The organism is Scytonema sp. HK-05 (genome assembly GCF_963872035.1).
In the GTDB taxonomy this organism is placed as follows: Bacteria; Cyanobacteriota; Cyanobacteriia; order Cyanobacteriales; family Nostocaceae; genus Kalymmatonema.
Genome location: NZ_CAWMYC010000121.1, coordinates 23,406 through 46,756, shown reverse-complemented (window position 1 = coordinate 46,756; position 23,351 = coordinate 23,406). Strand labels below are relative to the sequence as shown.

Genomic DNA, 23,351 nt, shown 5'->3' with positions numbered 1-23,351 from the left:
TTTTCCAAAATACTTAATAATTGAGCCGCAGGAATTTCTACATCCCTACACCTCGTTTCTGGGAACTACGCGCCTCGACCTGCAAAAGCTAAATCAAGTAACAATTTGAGTTCACGAGGAGTCAAATCACGCCATTGACCTGGTTGCAGACCATCTAAATGTAGGTGAGCGATCGCTACCCTAATGAGGCGCAAAGTCGGAAATCCCACAGCCGCCGTCATTCGCCGTACCTGACGATTTTTCCCCTCTGTTAAAGTCATTTCCAACCACGCTGTCGGCACATTTTTGCGAAATCTAATCGGCGGATCCCGTTCTGGTAAAGAAGGTGTTGGTAATAGCTGCACCAAGGCTGGTCGAGTCCGGTAATCTTGGATCATCACACCTTCTTGCAGCTGTGTCAAAGCCGCAGCATCAGGAATTCGTTCCACCTGCACCCAGTAAGTACGTTCGTGTCCAAACCGAGGATGCGAGAGGCGATGTTGCAATTGTCCGTGGTTAGTCAACAGGAGTAACCCCTCACTGTCCCAATCTAAACGCCCCACAGGATACACATCAGGAACCTCGATGTACTCTTTCAAGGTGCTGCGTGTCGGGGAGTCTTTTGTAAATTGGCTTAGGACGCCATAAGGTTTATAAAACAGAATATATCGATAGTCAATAGTCATTAGTCATTAGTCATTAGTCATTGTAGAGACGCGCTGAATGAAAGCGTCTGTACATCTTTGTCATTAGTCATTGCTCAAGAGCTCAAGAGCTCAAGAGCTCAAGAGCTCCCCATCTCCCCTTGTTTGCAGCTTACCAGAGCTTAAGGGCGATTGCGCGGAGCGCAGTGGGAAGCACGAGGGCAATCGCCCAAGGCTTCGCCGTGAGCGCTCAGCCGAACGGGGCAGTGGTAAAGCCAATTGCACTCTACCATCCCTCACTCTTAGCTTTCCCCCTGAGTGCTTTAAACTTATGAATACAAGTACGTCAGCGTAAATAATTAAAGGTTTGTAGTGAGGGCTAAAGCCCCACTTTAAGGGCTGAAGCCGTGACTACGAGTTAATTTCCATATTTTTTACATTGCTTAACATAGTTTGAGTTATTCTCACCGACCTACTTATAAGCTTTTGAACTATAAGCTTTTCAACGTCACCTCTGTGCGGAGATTTACTTATCATCTGTAGCAAATTTATAACAAAAATACTTCGCATTCTACCTTCTGCTTAACCAACCCCTCCACCTCAGTTTCTTCATAATTTGTCAACTTCTTGCTCCCATCCCCAACGAAGGTGGTAAAATCAATTCCCATGCTAGGGGTGCCTGCATAGGCTGAGATTACACCCTTAACACCTGAATCCGGGTAATACCGGCGGAGGGAAGCTGTTTATCGAGGAAAGCAAATATGCGGACAGAATGGGTCGCCAAGCGGCATGGGCAGAGTAATGTTACTCAAATGCATTATGCCCGTCAGGGTGTCATCACCGAAGAAATCCATTACGTTGCTCAGCGGGAAAACCTTCCCGTTGAGCTCGTTAGAGACGAAGTAGCACGGGGACGGATGATTATCCCTGCTAACATCAACCACACGAACTTGGAGCCAATGTGTATTGGTATCGCCTCCAAGTGTAAGGTAAATGCTAATATTGGCGCGAGTCCTAACTCTTCCAATCTTGATGAAGAGGTTGCAAAGCTGAATTTAGCAGTGAAGTATGGTGCTGATACCGTAATGGACTTGTCCACTGGTGGCGGTAACTTGGATGAAATTCGTACTGCTATTATCAAAGCTTCACCTGTGCCAATTGGCACAGTCCCAGTTTACCAAGCTTTAGAAAGTGTCCACGGCAACATTGAAAAGCTGACACCAGATGATTTTCTTCATGTTATCGAGAAACACGCCCAGCAGGGTGTCGATTACATGACTATCCACGCCGGAATTTTAATTGAGCATTTGCCCTTAGTCAGAAGTCGCATTACTGGCATTGTGTCTCGCGGTGGCGGCATTCTGGCAAGATGGATGCTACACCATCACAAGCAAAACCCGCTTTATACCCACTTGCGCGACATCATTGAAATTTTTAAGAAATATGATGTCTCGTTCAGTTATGGTGACTCCCTGCGTCCTGGTTGTACCCATGATGCTTCTGATGAAGCACAATTAGCTGAACTTAAAACTCTCGGAAAACTCACTCGCAAAGCTTGGGAGGATGACGTACAGGTCATGGTAGAAGGTCCTGGACACGTCCCGATGGACCAAATTGAGTTCAACGTCAAAAAGCAGATGGAAGAGTGTTCTGAAGCTCCTTTCTACGTGCTAGGACCATTGGTAACGGACATCGCCCCTGGTTACGACCACATTACTTCCGCAATTGGGGCAGCAATGGCTGGTTGGTACGGTACTGCGATGCTATGCTACGTCACACCGAAAGAACACTTGGGTTTGCCGAATTCGGAAGACGTACGCAACGGTTTGATTGCCTACAAGATAGCAGCTCACGCAGCAGATATTGCCAGACACCGCCCAGGCGCAAGAGACAGAGACGATGAACTGTCTACTGCGCGTTACAACTTCGACTGGAACCGTCAGTTTGAATTATCACTCGACCCCGAAAGAGCGCGGGAATATCACGATGAAACTTTACCAGCAGACATTTACAAAACTGCTGAGTTTTGTTCAATGTGCGGTCCCAAGTTCTGCCCAATGCAAACCAAAGTTGATGCTGATGCCCTGACAGAACTTGAGAAGTTCTTGGCGAAGGACAAGGAAGTGGTAACTCAAAGTTAGCTATAGCGGTTCTCGTAAGAATCACATACACCACCACGAATAATGTAGAGACGTAGCATGCTACGTCTCTACACCCGTGTATTGCACGCAACACCAGAAGCGCTAGAAATCCGCATTCTATTGGTAAACCAGGGTGGGCAATACCCACCCTACTTTTAGCTATTTGCAAGCTCCTTATATCGCTGTTGAATCTCCTGAATTTGAAACACCGCCTCAAACTGCAACCCGGCTTGTTGGTAAAACTCTGCTCCCCCTTGCTGGCGATCTACTAGTGCAATGACTTGATTGACACTATAACCTGCTGCTCTTAGCCGTTCTACTGCTTTCATAGCAGATTGTCCAGTCGTGACGACATCTTCCAAAACCACGACTTTTGCACCTTCCGGCAAACTGGGACCTTCAATATATGCCTTTGTACCATGTCCTTTCGCTTCTTTGCGAACAATCAGCGCCGGAATCGGTCGGTTTTCATAAGTAGAAACGACACTTACTGCTGTCACAATTGGATCAGCGCCCAGAGTCAGCCCAGCAACAGCTTGGGTATCTAAAGAGAGTAGAGGTAATAGAATTCGTCCAACTGCTAAGGCACCTTGAGGGTGGAGCGTTACTTGTGTTTTATTGATGTAATAAGAGCTACGCAGCCCCGAAGCAAGGACAAAATCACCTTCTTGATATGCTAGTTGACAAAATAAATCTAGTAAGTGTTGGCGCAGGGTTACTAAATCAGTAGTAGCTGCCCAGATACTTTGCTGGTTAAGGGTTTCGGCGTGATGCGTCATTACAACTAGTAAAAAATTATGCTACACAAAAGGTTGAACTCACGAAAATAGTGCTGAGGTACTGAGAAAGCCCTAAGCAATGATTTCTCAGTGTTAAGTGGAAATGACTCAGCACTTTTATGGGAGTTCTGAAATCCAGCATAAGTCAAGATTCGCCTAAATACTTGAGGAGCAATGAATATGGGTATAAAATTCAAACCCATAAGTGGTTTATTGCTATTGGTAGCTACTATAAGTTTTCCGACTCTTAAAGCCCAAGCGCAAACACCCAATTATGAAACACCGAGTGAGGTGTTTGAACGTGCTTTTTTTAGAAACGACCCCAATTTTTATGGAAGTCAGACTTTGAAAAGTCAAATTAACGAAATACTTGGAGCTGGTTCTATTGGACGCAACTCATTTCCGGAAAATCAAATTGCCCGAGATGCTGAGTTAGTTAACATTGTGTATCGCGATGTCCTAAATCAGCAGGTTGGTCATGATCCATACATTCGTACCCGGGATTTACCAAATCCTTACGACTCGTCACTACTCGCCTCTCCTCGCATGAATGCGAATCAACCTAAAGTAGGAACTCAGTTCCAATTTGAAGCCGCACCACCTCGGTGAAAGCAAAGAAAAAAGAAGCAATACAAGGGATTTCCAACAAAAATTATCCATCTTGTGGGATGAGCCGGACAGCTTGCCTCTCGTATCGTCTGCCTCCACAAGAGGTTGTTGGATAATTTTTTATTGGAAACTCCCTAAAACCAGATTCTTTCTTATTTCTTTTATTTTCTTTCTTCATTATTAGTCCAGGGTGCAGGAGTTGAACCTGCCTAACGCGAATTATGAGTTCGCTGCCTCAACCGCTCGGCCAACCCTGGTCGAGAATCAATTGTAGCGTAAGTTCACACAGTTTGACAATCTAAGATATCAGATCTAATTTTTAGACTACACCGTTTAAGGACGCGATAGTGCAGACTAATATTGATTAAGTTCCTTTAGGAATTAAAGTAAACAGCTTCGATACTTTTAAATAGACCAGCATTCTTGTGCAATGGCTTGGCGACAATGAAACTAAATTCTACTGTACTTCTAACTCTGATTTTGTTAATCCTGATGTTGGGATCTGGTTCTGTGAGTGCGTTTTGGGGATTTACTTTGGGAAGTGCAGCACTCAAAGGCGTCACATCGCCAGATGCTCGTCCCACAAATAAATTTGCCAGCAGTAAATCAGCGAAGGAGCAACATACAGGGCTTGCTCTACTTAAGGAAGATGAAATCTTGAAAATTGTCAAATCACGCATTGAGGGCAAAACCAAGGCTGCTAAATCAAAGAAACAAGACGACGATGACGAGGAGACAAACAACAGCAAGAAGAAGCGAGAGGAAAAACCCTTGCAAGTGGCTGAAGAAGAAAAGCCTCAAGCAGGGTTTCCCATTAACACTGAAAGCGAGGGTGTCAGCATTTCGGTGCAATCTGCTCGCTTTTCTGGTGGTGCTTTGCTGTTAAAAGTAAAAATGCAAAACAAAGGTAAAGATTCTGTGCGCTTTTTATATAGTTTTTTGGATGTCTCTGATGACAAAGGACGGACTTTGAGCGCTAGCACAGAGGGCTTACCATCAGAATTGCCAGCAAATGGACCTACTTATTCTGGCACGGTGAGCATTCCTACGGCTTTACTTGATGATGTCAAGCGCGTTTCTCTTGCTCTGACAGATTATCCCGCTCAAAGACTGCGGCTAGAAGTGTCAAATATTCCTGTAGAAAGGTAGCTTGGAGCATTGAGAGATTGGGTACTGGTTAGTGGTGAGTCAGTGCGGTCTAAGGGGTTTCCCCGATGAGCAACTGGCTCACCCGAAGGGTTAGTAGTCAATGGTTATTAGTGAAGGAAAATCAACTAACAGCTCATAACCAACAAATGTACAGACGCTTCAAACAGCGCGTCTCTACAAATGTATTTCCAATCCAAAATTCCCAGACTATTTTTCAATTTGGGGGCATCAGTATTACACGAGCTTTGACAGTGAGTGGTTTTTCTAGCTTAAGTTTGACAGACGTAGGGCTGCGATTGTTGTCAGTGCTGCTGTTGATTGCTATCAATGCCTTTTTTGTAACAGCAGAGTTTTCTATGGTGACAGTACGGCGATCGCGCATTCATCAGCTTGTGCAGGCTGGTGATCTTCAGGCGATCGCCGTCGAGGTGCTGCAACGCAGTATTGATCGATTGTTATCTACAACTCAATTGGGCATTACCCTTTCTAGTTTGGCATTAGGGTGGATTGGAGAAAGTACGGTTGTTGTGCTCTTTAAAGCATCGCTACTATCTTTACCTTTACCTAAAGGGATGAGTACAGTTATCGCTCATTCTTTCTCAATCCCAATCACCTTTTTTTTCATAGCCTATTTGCAAATAGTTTTGGGAGAACTTTGTCCTAAATCAGTAGCTATGCTGTATTCAGAACAGCTGGCAAGGTTTTTGGGACCCTCGGTCAGAGGAACTGTCAGATTTTTTAGCCCCTTTATTTGGATTCTCAACCAATCAACTCGCTGGCTGTTGCGACTTTTTCGCATCGAATACGCTGGTCAAAGCTGGAGATCACCTGTTACATCTGAAGAATTACAACTGATTATTTCCACAGAACGTGAATCGATTGGCTTGCAGGCAAAAGAGAGAGAATTGCTCAAAAAGGTCTTTGAGTTTGGCTACCAGACAGTTCAAGCAGTCATGGTTCCTCGTACCAGCATTGTAGCGTTGCCAAAAGTCGCCACCTTCCAGACTTTTCTCGCAGAAATGGTAGCTACAGGTCATTCTTGCTACCCTGTTATTGGAGAATCTTTGGACGATATTCGTGGCATTCTTTACTTCAAAGACTTGGCAAAACCCTTAGCTATGGGCAAACTAACTTTAGAAACACAAATCCAGCCGTGGATGCGTCCTGCAAGGTTTGTGCCAGAACATACCGTCTTAAACGAACTGTTGCCAATGATGCAGCGAGAGCAACCAACTATGGTGATGGTGGTAGATGAATTTGGTGGTACTGTAGGACTGGTCACCATCCAAGACATTATCGCTCAAATTATCGGCAACCTAGGCGAACCAGACAGTACTAACGACCTGCTGATCAAGATTTTAGACGAGCAGATTTTTCTCGTGCAGGCGCAGATCAACTTGGAAGACCTGAATGAGGTTTTGCATCTTAATTTGCCCTTAAAGAAAGAATACCAAACTTTAGGGGGCTTCTTACTTTACCAGTTGCAGAAAGTTCCCGCGCTTGGCGAAACCTTCTGCTATGAAAATCTAGAATTCACCGTCGTGTCAGTCAGTGGACCGCGCCTGCATCAGATTCAAGTGCGACGGTTGGAGGAGGAGTGAAAAAGATGAGGAGGATGAGGAGGACGAGGGGGATGAGGCAGTTCCCCCTCATCTCCCTACACAGCGTAAGCCAGAGGATCTTTCAATCCCAGTTCCGCAAAAGCAGCAAGACGCAAGCGGCAAGCATCACAGACACCGCAAGCAACATCGGCTCCTGCATAGCAAGACCATGTGAGTTCCCAAGGAACTCCCAGTTTGTTGCCAAGTTGGATAATTTCAGTTTTTTTTAGATCAATCAAGGGTGTGACAATTGAGATAGGTTCCCCTGAACGTCCTTGTTTTGTTCCTAAACGAAACACCTCCTGCATTGCCTGGATGTAATCAGGGCGACAATCAGGATAGCCAGAGTAATCTAAGGCGTTAACACCAATGTAAATACGTTGTGCGGCAATAGTTTCGGCGTAGGCAAGGGCAAAGCTTAAAAAGATGGTATTACGAGCAGGAACATAGGTGACAGGGATAGTTTGAGACATTTCCTCTAGCTCACGCTTTTGGGGTAAATCAATAGCGTTATCCGTAAGTGCCGAACCGCCCCATTGTCTTAAATCAAACCTTACCACTTGATGGTCTACTACGTCAGCTTTTTGAGTGATCGCCAACGCTGAGCTTAACTCTCGTCGATGTCGCTGTTGGTAATCAAAGCAGATGGTATAGCACTCACAACCATCAGCTTGCGCTTGGTAGAGAACTGTGGAAGAATCTAATCCACCAGACAGTAGAATGACAGCTTTCATACTAAGTAGTTTTTATTTAAACAAAGTCATTTCCAAAAACAGCGTGTGAAAGAGCGTTTCGGCTGCAAAGCTGTCCTTTGTTGAGGAGGACAGCGCCCCTTCGGGGTTCGCCAGTCGCCTGCTGTCGGGAAACCCTCCAAAGGGCGCTGGCTCACTGTGCTTATGCGTCAAGCGCATACCGAGGATTCCCCCGAGGGGCGTGCAACTGGCGTGCGACTGGGATGATGATCTATCGAAAGATGAACTATCGAAAAATGTCTTGCCTACACCCTACACCTTAATGTAGATTTTGCTTTCACTCATTCATTTTTTTGTGAAACAAACAGAACTTCACTAACGTCTTAGTTATTTCTTAAAGCCAATAAAAAATTCATTATAGTTTTTGTAAAGTGCAAAAAAAGCATCAATTTGAACAGAACACATAAAAGTGATCCAGATGACGGGAACTCACAAGAAACTTTGAAATTCTTCATAAATAGAACCTCTATGTTACCATCTGGATGGTTTTAGACGCATGGTCATTGGCAATTGAGTATCAAAGCCAATGACCGTAGCGTCTCTATATTTGGTGGTTGAGGAGTGAATAAGAGTGCAAAATAGAAGCATGTTAGCAGGGGAACAAAATGGTCAAGTACAGCGCAACCATCCACGACCGATCCGCATAGGCGTGATCGGCGTGGGTAATATGGGACAGCATCATGTCCGCGTATTGAGTTCGATGAAAGACGTTGAACTGGTCGGTGTAGCAGATATTAATGTCGAGCGAGGGTTGGAAACTGCTAGCAAATATAAAGTCCGCTTTTTTGAAGATTATTGCGATCTGCTGCCTCATGTAGACGCAGTTTGCGTTGCTGTCCCTACCCGCTTGCATTACGCCGTGGGCATTAACTGTCTTTTGGCAGGAATTCATGTTTTGATTGAAAAGCCAATTGCAGCAAGTATATCTGAAGCAGAATCGCTAGTAAATGCTGCTGCCGAAACTGGATGTATCCTACAAGTGGGTCATATAGAACGGTTTAGTCCAGCATTTCAAGAATTGAGCAAGGTGTTGAAAACTGAAGAAGTGCTGGCGCTAGAGGCACATCGCATGAGTCCGTACTCAAGTCGGGCAAACGATGTCTCAGTTGTCTTGGATTTAATGATTCACGACATTGACCTACTTTTGGAATTAGCCGGAGCACCAGTAGAGAAGTTAACAGCTAGTGGTAATCGCACTTTGGACTCTGGTTATTTAGATTATGTGACTGCTACCTTGGGATTTGCCAATGGTATTGTCGCTACTGTGACTGCCAGCAAAATCACTCACTGCAAAATCCGCCGCATTGTTGCCCATTGTAAAAACTCGTTTACTGAAGCAGATTTTCTTAGAAATGAAATTTTGGTTCACCGGCACACCAACGACTACCGACAAGCATTGTACAAGCAGGATGGTGTGATTGAAAGAGTTTGTACGAGCAATACTGATAAGCTAGGGGCAGAATTGGAGCATTTTGTCAACTGCGTGCGTGGTGGAAATCAGCCTTCCGTCGGTGGTGAACAAGCGCTCAAAGCCCTCAGATTGGCAAGTTTAATCGAACAAATGGCTCTAGAAGACCGTGTTTGGAACCCATTGGATTGGCAATCCGAACCAACAAGAGTGCAATCATTGACACCTACTCTTTAAGGGAACAGGGGACAGGGTACATAAAGGGAACAAGGGATAGGTTGTAAGGGACAGGAGAATAAAACCTCTTTGTGACCTACAACCTGTCACCTCTGTTCTGTAACCTATACCTTGTTCTCTATTCGTTTTATGAAGTGTTTTTTTTAACAAGATTAGTTAAAAAGTATCGGATAATGCTTATTTAATACAGTAATAACTGTAACTTAGCAACGAAACTTCTGTAGTAACTTCAGGAATGACTTAATGATAGATACGGATTGGATAAAACAGATTATCGAATCCCTAGGCTATTGGGGAATCGCCCTGCTCATGTTCCTCGAAAACCTATTTCCCCCCATTCCTTCAGAACTGATAATGCCCTTGGCAGGATATACATCAAATCTGCCAGGGGCTAAACTTAATGTCATAGGAGTCTTTTTTGCCGGACTACTGGGTTCTGTACTAGGCGCACTTGTTTGGTACTATCCCGGTAAAATTTTTGGGGAAAAGCGCTTGCGAGCGTGGGCTGACAAATATGGTAAGTGGTTGAGTATCTCTAGCAAAGATATCACCAAGGCAAAGCGCTGGTTTGACCAGCAAGGTGGCAAAGCAGTTTTTATTGGTCGTCTTGTACCGGGAGTCCGCACTTTGATTTCCGTTCCCGCAGGCATGAGCAATATGCACTTGCTACCATTTTTAATTTACTCAACTTTGGGTAGCGCAGCATGGGTTGCTTTGCTAACATACTCAGGATATGCCTTGGGTAGTCAGTATGAACTAGTGGACAAGTACCTGGCTCCTGTATCTAAAATTGTGCTTGCAGTTATCGTCCTGGCATTTGTTGTTTGGGTGATCAAGCGGAGGCGAAAAAACAGGAGAAAGTAAAAAAATCCTTGTCGCCAACGAACGCAGAAAAACAAGCGTTTTTTGGGTAAAACAAAGCGTTATCACCGATGTCACTCTCGCTCCTGCTTTACTATTTTATGGTAATAAGCCAAAATCATGCGCGATCGCGCTTTTCTGTGCGCCCTTGGGGGCGATTGCCTCCGGCACTGGGCACATGGACAATCGCGCTTTGCTCAACGACGCGCGTCATTGTTTGCATATTTCTTGGTACAGTTGACGCAATAAAGGTTTTCTGATACACGCCTTTATGTAAGATGGGCATGATAACTTGTTATAGCTAAGGTAAGTACTAGGAGCTTTCATGACAGACCAACCTTCCGCCGCCACTCCGATGAATGCCGCTGCTATCCCAATGAATAGAGATAGAGTTTCGGCATCTACCCCAATAAATGCCGCTCCTCCTCAAGCAGTTGGTGGCGGTGCAGGAAAAAAGATTCTTAGTGTTGACTTAGGTAGAACTTCCACCAAAACTTGTATTAGCCGCGAGCCTAACAATGTGGTGTTCGTATCTGCGAACGTCAAAGAAATGTCAATGGAACAAGTGCGCGGGGGTGTTTTTGAAGCCCGTGCTACTGACCCATTAATGGATTTGTGGCTGGAATATCAAGGTAGTGGATATGCTGTTGGTCAACTGGCAGCAGATTTTGGGGCTAACCTAGGTGTGGGTCAATCTAAGGTTGAAGACGCACTGGTAAAAGTGTTAGCTTGCGCTGGCTACTTTAAGCTCAAGGATGAGGTCTCTGTGATCCTGGGTCTGCCTTACCTTTCTCAAGAACAATTTGAAAAGGAAAAAGCACAGCTCATCAGCCAACTGAGTGGTCCTCATGTGATGAATTTTCGTGGAGAAGCCGTATCGCTGAACGTTACCAAGGTTTGGGTGATGCCAGAAGGCTATGGCAGTTTGCTTTGGACTGAGGCTCAACCGAAAAAAGGCGCAGCACTACCCGATTTCACTAAAGTCTCTGTGGCGATTGTAGATATTGGACATCAAACTACCGATTGTTTGATGGTTGATAACTTCCGCTTCGCCCGAGGTGCTTCCAAGAGTGAAGACTTCGGTATGAGCAAGTTTTATGAACTGGTGGCTGCCGAAATTGAGGGAGCAGATAGCCAGTCACTGTCTCTGATTGCTGCAGTCAACCGACCCAAGAGCGATCGCTTCTACCGTCCCCGAGGAGCCAGCAAGCCCACCAATCTCGATGATTTTCTCCCCAATCTTATAGAAATGTTTTCTCGCGAAATCTGTAACCGCGTGCTAGCATGGCTACCAGAGCGCGTTACAGATGTGATTCTCACCGGAGGAGGTGGAGAATTCTTCTGGGAAGATGTTCAACGTTTGCTTAAAGAAGCAAAAATTAACGCTCATCTAGCTTCACCATCCCGACAAGCAAATGCTTTGGGGCAGTACATTTATGGAGAGGCACAGTTATCCCCCGCTCGTGCTAGAGCTTAAGACTGATGTTCCAATGGTCAAAAAAAGTGGTTAAATCGGTTACGTTCAACCCAGGGGTGGCTGACGAAAGCTTGTTAGCTCTTGTCGAAAGTCAATTGGAGAAAGATCCTGAAAAGACTTTCAGCGACCTTTGTAAAGAAGCCTTATGGCAATCTTTGTGCGTACCGGAATCTGTAAGACCAGCCCCAAAACCAGCAGCAGCAACAGCAACACCAGGGGTGGAACAACAAATTGCTGACTTAAGAAGTCAGATAGCTGACCTTGAGGAACGTTTTTTTGCCAAGGAATCTAATCGGTTGGAGATGATGGAACAGCATCTCATGCAACTGAGTCAACAAGTGGCTCAACTGGCTATCATGGTTAATCATGTATCAACCAGTCCCCCTCCAACACCCCAAAGCGCACCAGTGCTAGAAGTTATAAATAATACTTCTACTCCTACTAATGCTGCTGCGACTCCTCCTGCTGAGGTTGACCCAGTCATCAGCCGCATTAGTCAATTTCTGGATGATTTCTAAGGAAATTTCAGGGTGTGAAAGTGTTTCGCTGCTGTCAAACCTCCTTAATGGGAATTCCTGTTAAGGAGGTTTAATGTTTGTGAATTTTTATAGTTTTGCGTTAACCAGAGATCATCTGCAGAAGGCTGACTTCTGAGTGCAAGTTACCCAAAAGAGCGATCGCATTTTAGTGGTAAGGTTAATCTGAGTTGAAGTTTTCTGTTATCGCTGCAAATTGAAGCTAACAGATTATCAAAAGACAAATTTTGGGCTATGAAGAATGACGACTGCTTAAAATAACCTATTTTGGGTTTATCCCATCTTAGGTTTTATGATACTGTCGGAGACTTTGAAAAAGCAAGCTAGGTGACTAAATCTGTTTTTACAGAGAAATATAACTTGTTCCGCCTACTGCTTATTGAAACTCGCAACTCTAAGAAACTTACACAAGCTCAGGTTGCAAAAAGGCTGCAAAAACCACAGTCTTATGTTTCCAAGTATGAGCGTGGTGAACGGCGTTTAGATGTAGTGGAGTTTTTGGAGAAAGCCTTGGCTTTAGGTGCTAGTCCCTGTGAATTCCTGCGAAAACTCGAAGAACATACATCAGCAGAAGATTGTACTAGGCAATAACTGTGACTTCTAAAGCAAAGATACCTGATTTTGATCCTGAACTCATAGTGTCTGATGCTGAAAGAATAGCAAACGATAGTGCTGGGATGTTTTGGGATGATTCTGTAAAAACAGTTTTATCTGTATGTTGTAGTTCCCCTGAACTGTTTCCAACTTTGAAAGGATGCAATTCCCGTTTAGAGTACATCAATAAGTGGTTAAAGAAGTATTTTGACGGTTACAATAATCGACCATCAAAACGAAAGAGCAAGAAGATAGGTACTGTTCCTGATATAGTGATAGATACGATTATCTCAGCCCGTCTTCCTACTCTCAGTACTGATCAGATTGATCAGATAAAGTCTGCTCATCGTCTTTCCATGTCAGCAGAAAATATATTAGGTTTACTTTTGGAAGAATATCTTGCCGAAAAGCTATCATCTTATGGTTGGTATTGTGCTTGGGGCGAGACTATAGACAAGGTTGATTTTTGCACCAAGAAAGGTGATCTGTTACAAGTTAAGAACCGCAGTAACTCTGAAAACAGTTCAAGCAGCAGTGTACGTAAGGGAACTCTAATCCGAAAATGGCATAGAATCAATGCTAGTAATGGAGCTTACTATTGGAAAGAACTCAATCAATTGATAGGATGTTCAGAACTTTCTGAAGAAGATTTTTCTGCTTTTGTTAGAAAAACTATCACTGAAAACCCCACAGCATTGTATGTAGAAGATAGTAACTACTGGCGGCTCATAAAGTAATACACCACTTAAAAGAGTAACCAATCAGTAAATATTAATATAGTTTTATTGATTAAACAGTGAGAGTTGTTCAAAAACTGGTATTCCTTTAGGTTTCTCTTGCCTGATTAAACTATGTAAATAGTCGCCAATTGCTTTGGCTAAGAGTACAGGTACAGCATTACCTATCTGTCGGTACTTAGAGCTTGTCGAACCATAGAAAACCCATGAGTCGGGAAAAGTTTGAATCCTTGCACACTCTCGGACACTTAGAGGGCGTAGTTCTTCTGGATGAGACATATCTGTAGCTTTCTGGTGTGGACTTGTTGTAACAGTAGGAGATGGCTTATCCCAAGATAGCCTTCTGTAAAAACCGACTTTACCGCCTCCAGATTTGTAAGCGCCTCCCATTGCTTCTTTCTTGAGGTCATCAGGCAAATCTCTCCAGTTTTGACCACTTTTTAAAAGTCGTAAGTACTTCAGACGGTTTTCTGAGTAGGGAGTATATTCTGGGTGTGGGTCTTCTAAATTGATCAGGGCATCTTTAAGAGTACGCCATTTAGGCAGCACACCACCATTTTTACTATGAGTAGGCAGGGGCAATGTGACTGATTCACCATCTCTTGAGCCAATAAATATCACTCGCTGTCTGTTTTGCGGAACACCATAATCTGCTGCTTCCAAGAGATTGTACACAACTCGATATCCAAGACGCTTCATTTCTGCCAACACTACTTCAAGAGCAGAACCTGGCATTTCATCTAGTTCCAAAGGAGGATAACCAGATCCACGGTTCAGGTGAGGTCTATGACGGATAGGGGCAGAGAGTAAACCTTTAACATTCTCCATCACAAAAAAGCGCGGCTGCACTTGTTCAACAATGCGTATAAAGTCCATAAATAGGCTGCCACGGGGATCGATAACTGAGCCACGTTTGCCTGCTGTGCTGAAGGGTTGACAAGGTGGACCCCCAGTCACCAAATCTACTTCACCAGAGTACAGAGATCTGCCAAGGTCAAGAACACGTCCCCCTTCTTCTAAAAGATTTTGAGCAGTGATGTTCTGTACGTCTCTTGATACAGCAGTATTAAAGTAAGGTCGGTTTAGAGCTATAGTCTTGGCAGCATCAGGGTCTTTCTCAACCATACTTACTGTCTGGAAACCTGCTTGCTCCATCCCAATATCTAGCCCACCAGCTCCAGTAAACAAACTGATTGATATTGCCCTATTGTCTATCACTACTTTCAGCCCTCAAGCCTTTATTGTTTTAATTATTAAATATACGATGCTAACGGACATCATTTAACCCGGTAAATTCTAGTAACAAGTACTAGTTTCTACCGTGTATCGGGCTACGTCCTGCCCAGCCTCAACAGAAGTTGAGGCATTTACCAAATCATTTAATGACTTGATGAAAATATTGATTGCACCATTCCAATCTCTTGCTATTTCATGACCGCAATTAGGACATTTGAACTTTTTGTTTACGCCTAATTTTTCATGGATATGACCACATTTTGAGCAAGTCTTGCTTGTGTATTCTTCTGTCACATCATGCACAACGCAACCCCGCTTTAATGCGTGGAATTTGAGAGTTTTTTTGAAACGATAGTGCGACCATGTAAGCATATTTCTAGCTGTCTTAGAGTTGAGCTTGCGTTTTTTCTTGACAACCATCTGTGATGTGTCAAATGTCGGCAAGAAAATATGCTTATAATTTTTGGTTAACAAAACAGAAGCTTTGTTATGAACTTCGTTAGTGAGATTCCTAATCCTAGTTCTTATTGCTTCTGACTGTTTTCTTAACTTCCAACGTAGACGCTTATTATCTCTGCCCTTAGATTTAGCAATCTGAGATTGAAGTTTATCTAATCGCTGACAGAGAATTACTATTTTAGAGATGGAACCGTTACCTATCTCTAAAATATTCTCACCATCAAAACCAGTTAAAAATGTTCTAACTCCTGGGTCAACTCCCATACAATTTTTACGTTGATTATCTTGTGCTTCAAATGCTATGGAAAAGCAGATATACCATCTACCTTTATCGAGTAAGATAGTAAACTCTGATGGCATTTCCTCGCACAAGGCTTCAACGGGATTTAGCTGTAAATCTTTGATAGCATGATTTTTACCGTTTATTAAGACCTGACTGGCAGCATAGTGAGTAAACCCAGCAACAAGTTTCGCTTTGCCCTTGCCTGTGTAAAAATTACCCCAATATTTAGCACTTATTCTTAAGCTCTTAACTGCTTCGCGACATGACTTAAATCTTGGATTTAATTTGTTCTTAACAGCAGTTTTCAAAAAAGCTGTTTTGGCATCAAATACTGATTCTTCTTTAGGAGAATAGGGACATTCATTGACCCATTTTGGGCAAGATTTGAGAACAATTTCTCGTAACTCGTACTTACTAGGCTGTTTCTCACCTTTAACAAAACAATCACGCTGATATGCTAGCGCATGGTTATAACACCAGCGACATGCAGCCAGCCACCTCCTATAAACTAGTTTGAGGTTTGTTTCCGGGTAAATCCGTATCTTCTTTGATTTTTTGTTTGTATTTTCTAAGTCCATAGAGTTTGGAACTGAAGACATGGATAATTGCCAAAATGTCTTCGACAAACTCTCTCTCTGGAGATAAATCAACGCGGTTGAGAACCACGAGTTTTGTATTGTTTTGCTGACAGATGTAGTCGATGAGTTCGATTCCAAATCTTGCAAGTCTATCCTTATAGCTGCATACAACTTGTTCGATATCTTCAGACAGAATTTGTCCCAAAAGGGCTTGTAAGTTTTTTCTTCGGTAGTTGAGTCCTGAGCCAATTTCCTTGACGACTTCTCCATGTGGGAACAAGGACTGGAGGTAGTCAGCTTGTCTATTGAGATCGTCTCTTTGTTTATGGGAACTGACTCGGCAATAAAGGATGACCTTTCGCTTCTTGGTTGATTGTGGACTAAGTACGCTGTCAATGTCGTAACGTCTATGTCCCGCAGGAGTTCTAACTGTACGTATTTTTCCGGCTTTGTCCCAGTCTCTGAGAGTCTTTTCTGAAACTTGGAGGATTTGCATCGCTTCTCGCGGTGTGACATATCTAGTCATAAGTGCGTGTGTAGGGTTGGGTCACAACGATTGAAAAATCTGCCAGCCTCCGGAAAAATCGCCCATGTATAAATACTCATTTTTTCCGAAAAATCTACGTTTGGGGCATCTTAGCGCCCAGATCGTTGGCGCTAAACCAACGCGCTTAGTAATGAGGCACCGCAGTTTTTCCGGTTTTAATGAAGCGGGAGTGTGCTGTTATCTAATCCTACCTCACGCAAGTAAGATAATTCCGGAAAAATCTCTAATTTAGTACTGAATTGCTCTCCTAGTCGTTACGGTAGATGCTTGCCATGCCAATAGTGTAAACCCTTAGGAGTAGCGCGTTAGGGGTACGCACTTGTGCTAACCAGAGTACAAATTTGGTCATTTTTATGTCATAACAGGTTAGTGAAATACCTTAATGTCAATAATGCGAGAACTCTACCCACCCATCGAACCTTACAAACAAGGCAAATTAAAGGTTTCCGACCTCCACACGATTCATTTTGAAGAGTCAGGCAACCCTCAGGGCAAGCCGATTGTTTTGCTACATGGAGGACCAGGAGGTGGATGTCCGCCTTTTTATCGACAATATTTCCACCCAGAAAAATGGCGTCTGGTGATGTTTGACCAACGCGGTTGCGGTCAAAGTACACCTCATGCGGAACTGCGCGAGAACACCACTTGGGATTTGGTCAGTGATATTGAAAAGCTACGAGAGCATTTAGGTATAGAAAAGTGGGTGGTATTCGGGGGCAGTTGGGGAAGTACTTTATCATTAGCCTACAGCCAAACTCATCCCACTTCATGCACGGGGCTGATTCTACGCGGCATATTCATGTTGAGGCAAAAAGAATTGCGCTGGTTCTACCAAGAGGGGGCTAGCTATATTTTTCCTGATACTTGGGAAGAATATTTAAAACCAATTCCACCTGCTGAACGTGACGATTTGCTCACAGCTTATTACAAACGGTTGACGAGCCCAGATTCACAAATTAGGTTAGAAGCAGCGCGTGCTTGGTCAATTTGGGAAGCGAGTACAAGTCGATTGTTCGTAGATACACAACTTATCCAAAAGTTTGGCGAGAATGACTTTGCCGAGGCATTTGCGCGAATTGAATGTCATTACTTTGTGAATAAGGGATTCTTTGAAACAGAAAATCAATTACTTTTAAATGTTGACCGCATCCGCCATATACCTGCTGTGATTGTTCAAGGGCGTTATGATGTCGTTTGTCCAATGATATCAGCTTGGGAATTACATCGTGCTTGGCAGGAAGCAAAATTTGTTGTGATTCCCGATGCTGGACATTCGATGAGTGAACCAGGAATTCGCAGTGCCTTAATTGAAGCGACAGATAAGTTTCCATTAAGTGAGTAGGGAACATACTCGTTTGCTAAGGTGTCATCAATAGCGTGGTATTACTGTTACATTTTGTATACTAGATACGTTTTTTACCGGGTGCCCTGTGTGAATGCTAGAATCCTCAGTTAGGAAGTAGGGATACCTCAATGCCAGTAGCAGCTAACTCAATCAAGTTTGGTACAGATGGCTGGCGTGGTGTGATAGGCGATGAGTTCACATTTGAACGTGTAGCCTTGGTCGCTCCACTTGCCGCAAAAGTGTTACTTAATACATATGGAGAAAAAGTAGGCAGCCGGACAATCGTTGTCGGACACGATAGACGATTTATGGCAGAAGACTTTGCCCGTAAAGTTGCTGATGTTGTCTCAGCCGCTGGGTTTGATGTACTGCTGACAGATGCCTTTGCCCCAACCCCAGCTTTTAGTTGGGCGGCAAAGCAAGAAAATGCTTTAGGGGCATTGGTTATTACTGCTAGTCACAATCCTGGTAAATATTTGGGCTTAAAAGTCAAAAGCGCTTTTGGTGGTTCCGTACCGCCAGAAGTCACTCAAGAAATAGAAGCACTTTTATCAGCAGAGGCACTACCCCCCGCGTCAATTCCAGGCAAGATAGAGATATTTAACCCTTGGCGCAGTTATTGTGAAGGTTTAGAAGGCAAAGTCAACATAGGGAAAATCCGCAATGCGATAAGCACAGGTAAACTCACGGTATTTGCCGATGTGATGCATGGCGCTGCTGCTGGCGGGCTGGCGATGCTACTCGGCAATGAGGTTAAAGAAATTAACAGCAATCGCGATCCTCTGTTTGGTGGCGGCGCACCCGAACCACTACCTAAATATCTTTCGCATCTATTTGAGGTGATGCGAAATCACCGAGAAACGAATCAAGCAGGTTTAACGGTGGCTTTGGTGTTTGACGGAGACAGCGATCGCATTGCCGCTGTTGATAAACAAGGTAACTTCCTGAGTTCACAAATCTTAATCCCAATATTAATCGACCACTTGACCCTACGGCGCGGCTTTCAGGGTGAAATAGTCAAAACTGTCAGTGGTTCTGACTTAATGCCCAAGGTAGCAGCACTGCATAATTTGTCAATTTTTGAAACACCCGTAGGTTATAAATACATCGCTGACAGAATGCTAGAAACTCAGGTGTTGTTGGGCGGCGAAGAGTCAGGAGGAATTGGCTACGGAAGCCACATTCCCGAACGCGATGCACTTCTGTCGGCATTGTATGTACTAGAAGCCATTGTGGAATCTGGGCTGGATTTAGGCGACTATTATCGCCACTTGCAACAACAAACAGGTTTCACTTCCGCATATGATCGCATCGATTTACCCCTTGCCAGTATGGAAGTGCGATCGCGTCTTCTGCAACAACTCCAAACCCAACCTTTAACAGAAATAGCAGGAAAAGCAGTCATTGATTGCCAAACAATTGACGGCTACAAGTTCCGCCTAGCAGATCAAAGTTGGTTAATGATTCGTTTCAGCGGTACTGAACCCGTTTTACGCTTGTACTGCGAAGCCCCTACACTAGAGCAAGTGCATCAAACTCTAGCTTGGGCGAAAGACTGGGCAGAGTAATACAACAGAATTCAGAAACCGCAGCTAGGAACTCAGAAGTAAAAAGGGCTTTATGTCTGGCTTTTAGACAAGAGCATTGTACTTCATGCACGAACAACGTGCTTTATCAGTTGTCAGTTATCACTCTTAACTGTTAACTGTTAACTGTGAACTGTTAACAGACTTATGACATTACTCGTAGTAGCCACAGGAAATCCAGGTAAGTTGAAGGAAATGCAAGCTTACCTGGTTGATTCTGGTTGGGAATTAACCCTCAAACCAGAAGAATTGGAAATAGAAGAAACGGGGGACACCTTTGCTGCCAACGCCTGCTTAAAAGCATCCCAAGTGGCACAAGCAACGGGAAATTGGGCGATCGCTGATGATTCTGGCTTGCAAGTCGATGCCCTCGGTGGCGCACCAGGAGTGTACTCTGCACGTTATGGCAAAACCGATAGCGATCGCATTGCCAGGTTGTTGAGCGAATTGGGCGATACACCAAATCGGCAAGCGCAATTTGTTTGTGCAGTGGCGATCGCTCGTCCAGATGGTACTATTGCTTTAGAATCAGAAGGTGTTTGTCGTGGCGAAATTCTCCATGCCCCTCGTGGTAGTGGCGGTTTCGGCTACGATCCCATTTTTTACGTCCCCGAAATGCAACTGACATTTGCTGAGATGACATCACAATTGAAGCGTTCTGTTAGTCATCGAGGCAAAGCTTTTGCCGCTTTACTTCAAAAGTTGCCTCATTTAGAAAGTACTAATTGTTAATTGTTAATTGTTAGTTGTTAGTTGTTAGTTAAATTTCTGACTAACGACTAACCACTAACAATTAACGACTAAACTGCTTCTGTATTCTTTTCCCCAGTCCGAATCCGCACAACTTGTTCAACTGGGGAGATGAAAATTTTGCCATCACCGATTTCACCAGTACGAGCAGCTGCGATAATTTTGTCAACGACCATATCAACCTGGTTGTCTTCAACAACTATTTCCACTTTAAGTTTTTGCAAAAACTCAACAGTGTACTCAGAACCACGATAGCGTTCTGTTTGACCTTTCTGCCGTCCAAAACCCCGGACTTCAGAAACAGTCATACCAACTATACCAGCATTGACTAGGGCAATTTTGACCTCATCAAGCTTAAAGGGACGGATAATAGCTTCTACTTTTTTCATTTTTTGTCTCCTGACTTCTATGTTTATAAGAGTGTAGGCTGAAAAGCCAGTGCGTTTACGCCAAAGATGAAACCTTTGGCGCTTAATTTGCACAAGCCTTGGGAGTGGTGTAACGCTAAAAAAAAGCAGCGCAACCTCAAATAAATATCTACGAAATTGGCACATGGCATCACGATAGATGCCCTGCTTATCAAATAAAAGTCTAATTAGTAAGCATTGTCTACCTGAATCGTCTTTTAAGTAATAACTTGAGGTTTCTAGCTCAATTTATCATTTTTTCGTAGTTTATTTAACTGAAAATAAAGATGAATTGTGATAAGCGCTCAATTGACTGGGAGAATGGTTTAACCTAACGACTATGGTTTTCCAATAAGGGGCGGACAACCAAATACCCAGTACCAAAACCTACAACAACAATTAACAAGATAGCTATTATTAACCACCAGCCTTTAACATGCGTTGGTTCTGATTCGGCGTAGGGATAATAGCTGACTTCCTCCTCTTCTATGAAGACTGGTTCTGAAATGGAACTCGAAATTTCCATTTCTGGAGGAAAGACAGGTGTTGAGGAAGGTTCTGCGGAAAAAGCACGCCCACGGGAAACTTGTTCTTTGGGAGACACTGGGGTGACTGGTTGTTTGGTTTGAGATTTATCATCAGGTATAAATTGAGAATCTGTGTGAAAACTCACCTTTGGTTGTGAATCAACCAACTTTTGCAGGCGCAAAACAGACTCAACAGCTTTCTTGATTTCTTGGCGAAGTAATTGATTTTCTTGTACCAGTTGTTGATTTTGGGCGGTAAGACTATCTAACTTTGCTTGAGAAGCATGTAACTCTGTTGCCAAATCCCGATAAACAGAGATGGGTACAGAGGGAGAATAGGCTTGGGTATTTCCTACGGGTGTACTGCTGTGAACAGAATCTGAGATTGTTCGCATTGGTGGATTAGCATCAAAATAGAACTTAAGTCAACGAAGCGGATTTGCTATCAGAGACTAGCAGTCTCTGAAACTATGCCCAACAATAATGGAAAAGTGTGCATAGGGGAAAGATTATTAATTTACAATTTAGGGCAAAAAGATACAAGTCAATCAATAGTAGAATATATATCCCATTCGGTATGAGGTTAACTGGAAGTTTAGGTAGAAAAGGAGTTCAGGATCTTCTGCAACTTGCGTAACTACTGAACGACTTTGGTAGAGACTTACACTTGACGTTCCCCTGATATCAATAATGGAAAGAAGTGTCCCACAGGACCTTGTCCTTTGCCAATATCAAGAGAGTAGGAGAGTGCAGAAGTGACATATTCCTTTGCCTTTCGTACTGCTGTGAGCAAGTCGCTTCCTAGTGCAAGATGAGCGGCGATCGCAGCCGAGAGTGTACAACCAGTACCGTGGGAATTTTTTGTATCTACGTGTTTTGTTGTCAAAGTTTCCATCTTATGTCCATCGAACCAGATATCAACACCACGCACACTCCCCTGCATACCTCCACCCTTAACTAAAACAACCTTTGCTCCTGTATTCTGGTGAATAATTTGCGCGGCTGCTCTCATATCATCTAAGGAATTAATTTGTAAACCGCTCAAAATCTGAGCTTCGTAGCGATTCGGTGTGATGATAGTTGCCAGGGGAATGAGGAGATTGCGGAGACTTTTCACGGCATCATCATCAATTAATTGCGCCCCCGTGCGGGATACCATCACTGGATCGACAACTAAGTTATGAATTTCTAAAGCCTTCACCTGTTGGGCAACAGCGGCAATAATTTCCTTATTAAGTAACATTCCCGTTTTCGCCGCTTGCACACCTATATCTTCATATACCGCACGAATTTGCGCCACAACAGCCTCTGGTGCCATAGCATCAACCCGGTTCACCCCCAAAGTATTTTGTGCGGTGACGCAGGTAATAGCGCTTGTACCGTGGACGCAATGAAAGGCAAAAGTGCGTAAATCGGCTTGAATACCCGCACCACCACCGCTATCAGATCCGGCGATGGTTAAAGCAACGGGCACTTTGGGTGTTGTTTCGGCGTTCATAGTTCACACAAAAGGGAGATAGGGAAGTGGAGGAAGCCAGGGAAGATGAGAATAAATTGCTAATGACTTAGGACTTACGCAAGAACTAGTCGTGAAACTCTTATTTCTTTGTGTCCTTTGCGCCCTTGGCGGTTCGTTTTTCATAATACATACGTAAGTCCTGTGACTAATGACTAATGACTCTTGAGTGCAAAAACTTGCCCCATTCTGCGGCTAAGGGAATTTCCGTAAAAGGAACACGTACTGAATTCCCTCTTTCAGCAAACAGAAATTCCAACTCGATAGTACGACCTTTTTGTGGCGGCTGTTCTATCTCTACTGGTTTGTCATCTACTAAAAGGCGAACTTGTTGGACATCAAGCAAAGAAAAAGTTTCTAGCTTAATTGGACCTTTTGGCGTTGGTTTGCCCCAAGTTATATTGTTACCTTTTTGACCTAAAACTGCATAGATATCAAACTTAGCTCGTTCAAATTGCTCCGCCCAAGTGCGATATGCCTCAATTTTTTGATACTCCTTAGAGCCTTGCCAAGCCAACCAAAAAAATGCAAATAACAGGGGTAACCATAAAAGACCGCGTTCCATCGTTGATAAATTGTCCTGAGTTTTGTGTAAAAATTGTAAGTTTACTCG

24 protein-coding genes, 1 tRNA gene and 1 riboswitch are annotated in these 23,351 nt (G+C 43.7%); of the genes, 13 read left to right on the top strand and 12 right to left on the bottom strand.

From position 1 onward, the window contains the following. Positions 1 to 65: 65 nt before the first annotated feature. Positions 66 to 665 (bottom strand): rRNA large subunit pseudouridine synthase E, encoded by a 600-nt coding sequence (locus AACT52_RS25790; RefSeq protein WP_073633889.1) that lies wholly within the window; start codon positions 663 to 665, stop codon positions 66 to 68. A gap of 619 nt (positions 666 to 1,284) precedes the next feature. Beyond that, positions 1,285 to 1,377, top strand: a riboswitch (TPP riboswitch). A gap of 7 nt (positions 1,378 to 1,384) precedes the next feature. Between AACT52_RS25790 and thiC the strand changes: the two genes are divergently transcribed. Then, complete coding sequence (gene thiC, locus AACT52_RS25785) at positions 1,385 to 2,764, top strand: phosphomethylpyrimidine synthase (RefSeq protein ID WP_073633888.1); 1,380 nt, start codon at positions 1,385 to 1,387, stop codon at positions 2,762 to 2,764. Between the two features lie 155 nt (positions 2,765 to 2,919). Here thiC and pyrE read toward each other — a convergent pair whose 3' ends face one another. Next, entirely contained in the window at positions 2,920 to 3,543 is a 624-nt protein-coding gene (gene pyrE, locus AACT52_RS25780) for an orotate phosphoribosyltransferase (RefSeq protein WP_073633887.1), read from the bottom strand. Between the two features lie 180 nt (positions 3,544 to 3,723). Here pyrE and AACT52_RS25775 point away from each other — a divergent pair, with 180 nt between their 5' ends. Beyond that, positions 3,724 to 4,152 carry a hypothetical protein gene (locus AACT52_RS25775; RefSeq protein ID WP_073633886.1) on the top strand — a complete coding sequence of 143 codons (429 nt, stop codon included), beginning with the start codon at positions 3,724 to 3,726 and terminating at the stop codon, positions 4,150 to 4,152. A 184-nt stretch (positions 4,153 to 4,336) separates the two neighbouring features. On the opposite strand, the gene AACT52_RS25770 is transcribed toward AACT52_RS25775, so the two are convergent. Beyond that, positions 4,337 to 4,409 (bottom strand) — tRNA-Ile (locus AACT52_RS25770). A 187-nt stretch (positions 4,410 to 4,596) separates the two neighbouring features. Between AACT52_RS25770 and AACT52_RS25765 the strand changes: the two genes are divergently transcribed. After that, positions 4,597 to 5,301: a hypothetical protein gene (locus AACT52_RS25765; RefSeq protein WP_073633885.1), complete on the top strand. Its 705-nt coding sequence runs from the start codon at positions 4,597 to 4,599 to the stop codon at positions 5,299 to 5,301. A gap of 251 nt (positions 5,302 to 5,552) precedes the next feature. Continuing rightward, entirely contained in the window at positions 5,553 to 6,902 is a 1,350-nt protein-coding gene (locus tag AACT52_RS25760; RefSeq protein ID WP_233154071.1) for a hemolysin family protein, read from the top strand. A 56-nt stretch (positions 6,903 to 6,958) separates the two neighbouring features. On the opposite strand, the gene queC is transcribed toward AACT52_RS25760, so the two are convergent. Beyond that, positions 6,959 to 7,636, bottom strand: a complete 678-nt coding sequence (gene queC, locus AACT52_RS25755; RefSeq protein ID WP_073633884.1) for a 7-cyano-7-deazaguanine synthase QueC — start codon at positions 7,634 to 7,636, stop codon at positions 6,959 to 6,961. Positions 7,637 to 8,240: 604 nt separating this feature from the next. On the opposite strand from queC, the gene AACT52_RS25750 reads away from it, so the two are divergent. Together AACT52_RS25750 and AACT52_RS25745 are read left to right on the top strand one after the other, a co-directional pair. Beyond that, positions 8,241 to 9,299 (top strand): Gfo/Idh/MocA family protein, encoded by a 1,059-nt coding sequence (locus tag AACT52_RS25750; RefSeq protein WP_198940992.1) that lies wholly within the window; start codon positions 8,241 to 8,243, stop codon positions 9,297 to 9,299. A 243-nt stretch (positions 9,300 to 9,542) separates the two neighbouring features. Then, positions 9,543 to 10,163, top strand: a complete 621-nt coding sequence (locus AACT52_RS25745; RefSeq protein ID WP_073633882.1) for a DedA family protein — start codon at positions 9,543 to 9,545, stop codon at positions 10,161 to 10,163. Between the two features lie 115 nt (positions 10,164 to 10,278). Here AACT52_RS25745 and AACT52_RS25740 read toward each other — a convergent pair whose 3' ends face one another. Further along, the gene (locus AACT52_RS25740; RefSeq protein WP_158054780.1) at positions 10,279 to 10,446 is read right to left on the bottom strand and encodes a hypothetical protein; all 168 of its coding nucleotides are present in this window, start codon (positions 10,444 to 10,446) and stop codon (positions 10,279 to 10,281) included. A 39-nt stretch (positions 10,447 to 10,485) separates the two neighbouring features. Between AACT52_RS25740 and AACT52_RS25735 the strand changes: the two genes are divergently transcribed. The 4 genes from AACT52_RS25735 (at position 10,486) to AACT52_RS25720 (ending at position 13,504) form a co-directional block, all read left to right on the top strand. Continuing rightward, entirely contained in the window at positions 10,486 to 11,637 is a 1,152-nt protein-coding gene (locus AACT52_RS25735; protein WP_073633881.1) for a ParM/StbA family protein, read from the top strand. Between the two features lie 5 nt (positions 11,638 to 11,642). Continuing rightward, complete coding sequence (locus AACT52_RS25730) at positions 11,643 to 12,155, top strand: plasmid segregation centromere-binding protein ParR (RefSeq protein WP_073633880.1); 513 nt, start codon at positions 11,643 to 11,645, stop codon at positions 12,153 to 12,155. Positions 12,156 to 12,500: 345 nt separating this feature from the next. After that, entirely contained in the window at positions 12,501 to 12,764 is a 264-nt protein-coding gene (locus AACT52_RS25725) for a helix-turn-helix domain-containing protein (protein WP_073633879.1), read from the top strand. 2 nt (positions 12,765 to 12,766) lie between these two features. After that, positions 12,767 to 13,504 carry a SinI family restriction endonuclease gene (locus AACT52_RS25720; RefSeq protein WP_073633878.1) on the top strand — a complete coding sequence of 246 codons (738 nt, stop codon included), beginning with the start codon at positions 12,767 to 12,769 and terminating at the stop codon, positions 13,502 to 13,504. Between the two features lie 45 nt (positions 13,505 to 13,549). Here AACT52_RS25720 and AACT52_RS25715 read toward each other — a convergent pair whose 3' ends face one another. The 3 genes from AACT52_RS25715 to AACT52_RS25705 form a co-directional block, all read right to left on the bottom strand. Beyond that, positions 13,550 to 14,722, bottom strand: coding sequence for a DNA cytosine methyltransferase (locus AACT52_RS25715; protein ID WP_083630548.1), 1,173 nt, complete (start codon positions 14,720 to 14,722; stop codon positions 13,550 to 13,552). Positions 14,723 to 14,800: 78 nt separating this feature from the next. Further along, on the bottom strand, positions 14,801 to 16,081 hold the full coding sequence (locus AACT52_RS25710) for an RNA-guided endonuclease InsQ/TnpB family protein (RefSeq protein ID WP_083630546.1): 1,281 nt from the start codon (positions 16,079 to 16,081) through the stop codon (positions 14,801 to 14,803). Beyond that, positions 15,984 to 16,586: an IS607 family transposase gene (locus AACT52_RS25705; protein WP_073633875.1), complete on the bottom strand. Its 603-nt coding sequence runs from the start codon at positions 16,584 to 16,586 to the stop codon at positions 15,984 to 15,986. The genes AACT52_RS25710 and AACT52_RS25705 overlap by 98 nt, the downstream gene beginning before the upstream one ends. Before the next feature lie 412 nt (positions 16,587 to 16,998). Between AACT52_RS25705 and pip the strand changes: the two genes are divergently transcribed. The 3 genes from pip to rdgB all read left to right on the top strand — a co-directional run bounded on the left by pip (position 16,999) and on the right by rdgB (position 20,270). After that, entirely contained in the window at positions 16,999 to 17,949 is a 951-nt protein-coding gene (gene pip / locus AACT52_RS25700; RefSeq protein WP_073633874.1) for a prolyl aminopeptidase, read from the top strand. 131 nt (positions 17,950 to 18,080) lie between these two features. Beyond that, positions 18,081 to 19,520, top strand: a complete 1,440-nt coding sequence (locus tag AACT52_RS25695) for a phosphoglucomutase/phosphomannomutase family protein (RefSeq protein WP_073633873.1) — start codon at positions 18,081 to 18,083, stop codon at positions 19,518 to 19,520. A 165-nt stretch (positions 19,521 to 19,685) separates the two neighbouring features. After that, complete coding sequence (rdgB, locus tag AACT52_RS25690) at positions 19,686 to 20,270, top strand: RdgB/HAM1 family non-canonical purine NTP pyrophosphatase (RefSeq protein WP_073633872.1); 585 nt, start codon at positions 19,686 to 19,688, stop codon at positions 20,268 to 20,270. Between the two features lie 68 nt (positions 20,271 to 20,338). Here the strand turns inward: rdgB and AACT52_RS25685 are convergent, their stop codons facing one another. From AACT52_RS25685 to AACT52_RS25670, 4 genes are all read right to left on the bottom strand, one after another. Then, positions 20,339 to 20,677 (bottom strand): P-II family nitrogen regulator, encoded by a 339-nt coding sequence (locus tag AACT52_RS25685; RefSeq protein WP_017749852.1) that lies wholly within the window; start codon positions 20,675 to 20,677, stop codon positions 20,339 to 20,341. Between the two features lie 349 nt (positions 20,678 to 21,026). Next, positions 21,027 to 21,617: a hypothetical protein gene (locus AACT52_RS25680; protein WP_073633871.1), complete on the bottom strand. Its 591-nt coding sequence runs from the start codon at positions 21,615 to 21,617 to the stop codon at positions 21,027 to 21,029. 266 nt (positions 21,618 to 21,883) lie between these two features. Then, positions 21,884 to 22,720 (bottom strand): bifunctional hydroxymethylpyrimidine kinase/phosphomethylpyrimidine kinase, encoded by an 837-nt coding sequence (gene thiD, locus AACT52_RS25675; RefSeq protein ID WP_073633870.1) that lies wholly within the window; start codon positions 22,718 to 22,720, stop codon positions 21,884 to 21,886. Between the two features lie 166 nt (positions 22,721 to 22,886). Then, the gene (locus tag AACT52_RS25670) at positions 22,887 to 23,303 is read right to left on the bottom strand and encodes a hypothetical protein (RefSeq protein WP_073633869.1); all 417 of its coding nucleotides are present in this window, start codon (positions 23,301 to 23,303) and stop codon (positions 22,887 to 22,889) included. Positions 23,304 to 23,351: the final 48 nt, after the last annotated feature.

Bases quoted from the DNA above. Each gene is read 5' to 3' on its own strand.
- pip (WP_073633874.1), top strand. From the start codon at position 16,999: ATGCGAGAACTCTACCCACCCATCGAACCTTACAAACAAGGCAAATTA.
- thiC (WP_073633888.1), top strand. From the start codon at position 1,385: ATGCGGACAGAATGGGTCGCCAAGCGGCATGGGCAGAGTAATGTTACT.
- AACT52_RS25695 (WP_073633873.1), top strand. From the start codon at position 18,081: ATGCCAGTAGCAGCTAACTCAATCAAGTTTGGTACAGATGGCTGGCGT.
- rdgB (WP_073633872.1), top strand. From the start codon at position 19,686: ATGACATTACTCGTAGTAGCCACAGGAAATCCAGGTAAGTTGAAGGAA.
- AACT52_RS25775 (WP_073633886.1), top strand. From the start codon at position 3,724: ATGGGTATAAAATTCAAACCCATAAGTGGTTTATTGCTATTGGTAGCT.
- AACT52_RS25735 (WP_073633881.1), top strand. From the start codon at position 10,486: ATGACAGACCAACCTTCCGCCGCCACTCCGATGAATGCCGCTGCTATC.
- AACT52_RS25745 (WP_073633882.1), top strand. From the start codon at position 9,543: ATGATAGATACGGATTGGATAAAACAGATTATCGAATCCCTAGGCTAT.
- AACT52_RS25750 (WP_198940992.1), top strand. From the start codon at position 8,241: ATGTTAGCAGGGGAACAAAATGGTCAAGTACAGCGCAACCATCCACGA.
- AACT52_RS25670 (WP_073633869.1), bottom strand. From the start codon at position 23,303: ATGGAACGCGGTCTTTTATGGTTACCCCTGTTATTTGCATTTTTTTGG.
- AACT52_RS25730 (WP_073633880.1), top strand. From the start codon at position 11,643: ATGTTCCAATGGTCAAAAAAAGTGGTTAAATCGGTTACGTTCAACCCA.
- AACT52_RS25705 (WP_073633875.1), bottom strand. From the start codon at position 16,586: ATGACTAGATATGTCACACCGCGAGAAGCGATGCAAATCCTCCAAGTT.
- pyrE (WP_073633887.1), bottom strand. From the start codon at position 3,543: ATGACGCATCACGCCGAAACCCTTAACCAGCAAAGTATCTGGGCAGCT.
- AACT52_RS25790 (WP_073633889.1), bottom strand. From the start codon at position 665: ATGACTATTGACTATCGATATATTCTGTTTTATAAACCTTATGGCGTC.
- AACT52_RS25710 (WP_083630546.1), bottom strand. From the start codon at position 16,081: ATGTCTTCAGTTCCAAACTCTATGGACTTAGAAAATACAAACAAAAAA.
- queC (WP_073633884.1), bottom strand. From the start codon at position 7,636: ATGAAAGCTGTCATTCTACTGTCTGGTGGATTAGATTCTTCCACAGTT.
- AACT52_RS25765 (WP_073633885.1), top strand. From the start codon at position 4,597: ATGAAACTAAATTCTACTGTACTTCTAACTCTGATTTTGTTAATCCTG.
- AACT52_RS25680 (WP_073633871.1), bottom strand. From the start codon at position 21,617: ATGCGAACAATCTCAGATTCTGTTCACAGCAGTACACCCGTAGGAAAT.
- AACT52_RS25685 (WP_017749852.1), bottom strand. From the start codon at position 20,677: ATGAAAAAAGTAGAAGCTATTATCCGTCCCTTTAAGCTTGATGAGGTC.
- thiD (WP_073633870.1), bottom strand. From the start codon at position 22,720: ATGAACGCCGAAACAACACCCAAAGTGCCCGTTGCTTTAACCATCGCC.
- AACT52_RS25740 (WP_158054780.1), bottom strand. From the start codon at position 10,446: ATGCCCATCTTACATAAAGGCGTGTATCAGAAAACCTTTATTGCGTCA.